The organism is Streptomyces lushanensis (genome assembly GCF_001700515.1).
GTDB lineage: Bacteria > Actinomycetota > Actinomycetes > Streptomycetales > Streptomycetaceae > Streptomyces > Streptomyces lushanensis.
On the sequence record NZ_MAUD01000416.1, the window covers coordinates 1 to 5,065 of the forward strand.

The window sequence follows — 5,065 nt, forward strand, 5'->3', positions numbered from 1 at the left end:
CACGGCTGTTCATTGTCTCAGAACTAACACAGTGGACGCGAGCAACTGAGGACAAGCCCTCGGCCTATTAGTACCGGTCAACTCCACCAGTCACCTGGCTTCCATATCCGGCCTATCAACCCAGTCGTCTACTGGGAGCCTTAACCCCTCAAGGGGGGTGGGAGTCCTCATCTCGAAGCAGGCTTCCCGCTTAGATGCTTTCAGCGGTTATCCCTCCCGAACGTAGCCAACCAGCCATGCCCTTGGCAGAACAACTGGCACACCAGAGGTTCGTCCGTCCCGGTCCTCTCGTACTAGGGACAGCCCTTCTCAAGACTCCTACGCGCACAGCGGATAGGGACCGAACTGTCTCACGACGTTCTAAACCCAGCTCGCGTACCGCTTTAATGGGCGAACAGCCCAACCCTTGGGACCGACTCCAGCCCCAGGATGCGACGAGCCGACATCGAGGTGCCAAACCATCCCGTCGATATGGACTCTTGGGGAAGATCAGCCTGTTATCCCCGGGGTACCTTTTATCCGTTGAGCGACGGCGCTTCCACAAGCCACCGCCGGATCACTAGTCCCGACTTTCGTCCCTGCTCGACCCGTCGGTCTCACAGTCAAGCTCCCTTGTGCACTTACACTCAACACCTGATTACCAACCAGGCTGAGGGAACCTTTGGGCGCCTCCGTTACCCTTTAGGAGGCAACCGCCCCAGTTAAACTACCCATCAGACACTGTCCCTGATCCGGATCACGGACCCAGGTTAGACATCCAGCACGACCAGAGTGGTATTTCAACGACGACTCCACCTGAACTGGCGTCCAAGCTTCAAAGTCTCCCACCTATCCTACACAAGCCGAACCGAACACCAATATCAAACTGTAGTAAAGGTCCCGGGGTCTTTCCGTCCTGCTGCGCGAAACGAGCATCTTTACTCGTAATGCAATTTCACCGGGCCTATGGTTGAGACAGTCGAGAAGTCGTTACGCCATTCGTGCAGGTCGGAACTTACCCGACAAGGAATTTCGCTACCTTAGGATGGTTATAGTTACCACCGCCGTTTACTGGCGCTTAAGTTCTCAGCCTCGCCAACCCGAAGATTGACTAACCGGTCCCCTTAACGTTCCAGCACCGGGCAGGCGTCAGTCCGTATACATCGCCTTACGGCTTCGCACGGACCTGTGTTTTTAGTAAACAGTCGCTTCTCGCTGGTCTCTGCGGCCACACCCAGCTCAGGAAGCAAGTCCCCTCACCAGACGTGGCCCCCCTTCTCCCGAAGTTACGGGGGCATTTTGCCGAGTTCCTTAACCATAGTTCACCCGAACGCCTCGGTATTCTCTACCAGACCACCTGAGTCGGTTTAGGGTACGGGCCGCCATGAAACTCGCTAGAGGCTTTTCTCGACAGCATAGGATCATCCACTTCACCACAATCGGCTCGGCATCAGGTCTCAGACTATTGCGCGACGGATTTACCTACCGCACGTCCTACACCCTTACCCCGGGACAACCACCGCCCGGGATGGACTACCTTCCTGCGTCACCCCATCACTTACCTACTACAGATCTGGTCCGACGGCTCCACCACTCCCCTCAACTCCGAAGAGATCAGGGCGGTATCACGGTCTTAGCATCGTCTGATTCGATACTGGGCGTTTCAAAGCGGGTACCGGAATATCAACCGGTTGTCCATCGACTACGCCTGTCGGCCTCGCCTTAGGTCCCGACTTACCCTGGGCAGATCAGCTTGACCCAGGAACCCTTAGTCAATCGGCGCACACGTTTCCCACGTGTGTATCGCTACTCATGCCTGCATTCTCACTCGTGAACCGTCCACCACTCGCTTACGCGGCGGCTTCACCCGGCACACGACGCTCCCCTACCCATCACAGTCCCCGTTGGGGGTACATACTGCAATGACACGACTTCGGCGGTACGCTTGAGCCCCGCTACATTGTCGGCGCGGAATCACTTGACCAGTGAGCTATTACGCACTCTTTCAAGGATGGCTGCTTCTAAGCCAACCTCCTGGTTGTCTCTGCGACTCCACATCCTTTCCCACTTAGCGTACGCTTAGGGGCCTTAGTCGATGCTCTGGGCTGTTTCCCTCTCGACCATGGAGCTTATCCCCCACAGTCTCACTGCCGCGCTCTCACTTACCGGCATTCGGAGTTTGGCTAAGGTCAGTAACCCGGTAGGGCCCATCGCCTATCCAGTGCTCTACCTCCGGCAAGAAACACACGACGCTGCACCTAAATGCATTTCGGGGAGAACCAGCTATCACGGAGTTTGATTGGCCTTTCACCCCTAACCACAGGTCATCCCCCAGGTTTTCAACCCTGGTGGGTTCGGTCCTCCACGACCTCTTACAGCCGCTTCAACCTGCCCATGGCTAGATCACTCCGCTTCGGGTCTTGAGCGCGCTACTAAACCGCCCTGTTCGGACTCGCTTTCGCTACGGCTACCCCACACGGGTTAACCTCGCAACACACCGCAAACTCGCAGGCTCATTCTTCAAAAGGCACGCAGTCACGACGCAAGGATAAATCCTTGCGCGACGCTCCCACGGCTTGTAGGCACACGGTTTCAGGTACTATTTCACTCCGCTCCCGCGGTACTTTTCACCATTCCCTCACGGTACTATCCGCTATCGGTCACCAGGGAATATTTAGGCTTAGCGGGTGGTCCCGCCAGATTCACACGGGATTTCTCGGGCCCCGTGCTACTTGGGTGATTCTCAAACGAGCCGTACAGATTTCAGCTACGGGGGTCTTACCCTCTACGCCGGACCTTTCGCATGTCCTTCGCCTACCCATACGGTTTCTGACTCGCCGACCGGCCGGCAGACCGATCCAGAGAACTCCCACAACCCCGCATGCGCAACCCCTGCCGGGTATCACACACATACGGTTTGGCCTCATCCGGTTTCGCTCGCCACTACTCCCGGAATCACGGTTGTTTTCTCTTCCTGAGGGTACTGAGATGTTTCACTTCCCCTCGTTCCCTCCACACTGCCTATGTGTTCAGCAGCGGGTGACAGCCCATGACGACTGCCGGGTTTCCCCATTCGGACACCCCCGGATCAAAGCTCGGTTGACAGCTCCCCGGGGCCTATCGCGGCCTCCCACGTCCTTCATCGGTTCCTGGTACCAAGGCATCCACCGTGCGCCCTTAAAAACTTGGCCACAGATGCTCGCGTCCACTGTGCAGTTCTCAAACAACGACCAGCCACCCGCCACCCCACTCTCACGAGCGAGTACACCGGGACCGGCGTACGAAGGAACAAGCCACCCGGCCCGTACCTTCAGACACCCAACAGCGTGCCCGGCACAACCCCGCCCACAGAACCTGTTTTCCACGCCGAAGCAGTACTCACAGACCCGAAGGCCGGACCGTGCCGAATAGTCAACGTTCCACCCATGAGCTGACCACCGTCGGACAGGTGCCGACGTAGTGGCTCTGAACCCCTTTGACAGGGTTTAGATGCTCCTTAGAAAGGAGGTGATCCAGCCGCACCTTCCGGTACGGCTACCTTGTTACGACTTCGTCCCAATCGCCAGTCCCACCTTCGACAGCTCCCTCCCCGCAAGGGGGTTGGGCCACCGGCTTCGGGTGTTACCGACTTTCGTGACGTGACGGGCGGTGTGTACAAGGCCCGGGAACGTATTCACCGCAGCAATGCTGATCTGCGATTACTAGCAACTCCGACTTCATGGGGTCGAGTTGCAGACCCCAATCCGAACTGAGACCGGCTTTTTGAGATTCGCTCCGCCTCACGGCATCGCAGCTCATTGTACCGGCCATTGTAGCACGTGTGCAGCCCAAGACATAAGGGGCATGATGACTTGACGTCGTCCCCACCTTCCTCCGAGTTGACCCCGGCAGTCTCCTGTGAGTCCCCATCACCCCGAAAGGCATGCTGGCAACACAGAACAAGGGTTGCGCTCGTTGCGGGACTTAACCCAACATCTCACGACACGAGCTGACGACAGCCATGCACCACCTGTACACCGACCACAAGGGGGCTGACATCTCTGCCAGTTTCCGGTGTATGTCAAGCCTTGGTAAGGTTCTTCGCGTTGCGTCGAATTAAGCCACATGCTCCGCTGCTTGTGCGGGCCCCCGTCAATTCCTTTGAGTTTTAGCCTTGCGGCCGTACTCCCCAGGCGGGGAACTTAATGCGTTAGCTGCGGCACCGACGACGTGGAATGTCGCCAACACCTAGTTCCCAACGTTTACGGCGTGGACTACCAGGGTATCTAATCCTGTTCGCTCCCCACGCTTTCGCTCCTCAGCGTCAGTAATGGCCCAGAGATCCGCCTTCGCCACCGGTGTTCCTCCTGATATCTGCGCATTTCACCGCTACACCAGGAATTCCGATCTCCCCTACCACACTCTAGCCTGCCCGTATCGAATGCAGACCCGGGGTTGAGCCCCGGGCTTTCACATCCGACGCGACAGGCCGCCTACGAGCTCTTTACGCCCAATAATTCCGGACAACGCTTGCGCCCTACGTATTACCGCGGCTGCTGGCACGTAGTTAGCCGGCGCTTCTTCTGCAGGTACCGTCACTCACGCTTCTTCCCTGCTGAAAGAGGTTTACAACCCGAAGGCCGTCATCCCTCACGCGGCGTCGCTGCATCAGGCTTCCGCCCATTGTGCAATATTCCCCACTGCTGCCTCCCGTAGGAGTCTGGGCCGTGTCTCAGTCCCAGTGTGGCCGGTCGCCCTCTCAGGCCGGCTACCCGTCGTCGCCTTGGTAGGCCATCACCCCACCAACAAGCTGATAGGCCGCGGGCTCATCCTTCACCGCCGGAGCTTTCAACCATCCCCCATGCAGGGAACAGTGTTATCCGGTATTAGACCCCGTTTCCAGGGCTTGTCCCAGAGTGAAGGGCAGATTGCCCACGTGTTACTCACCCGTTCGCCACTAATCCACCCCGAAGGGCTTCATCGTTCGACTTGCATGTGTTAAGCACGCCGCCAGCGTTCGTCCTGAGCCAGGATCAAACTCTCCGTGAATGTCTACCCGACCATGCTCACAAGGAGCGCGGGCTGCACCACGAGAGCGGAACCACCA

The 5,065-nt window shown here is 57.8% G+C and carries 2 rRNA genes; both read right to left on the bottom strand.

Annotated features, from left to right (window positions below):
* Positions 1-47: 47 nt before the first annotated feature.
* Positions 48-3,170 (bottom strand): 23S ribosomal RNA (locus BFF77_RS28305).
* Positions 3,171-3,479: 309 nt separating this feature from the next.
* Positions 3,480-5,007 (bottom strand): 16S ribosomal RNA (locus tag BFF77_RS28310).
* Together the 16S and 23S rRNA genes form the textbook arrangement of a ribosomal RNA operon.
* Between the last annotated feature and the right edge of the window lie 58 nt (positions 5,008-5,065).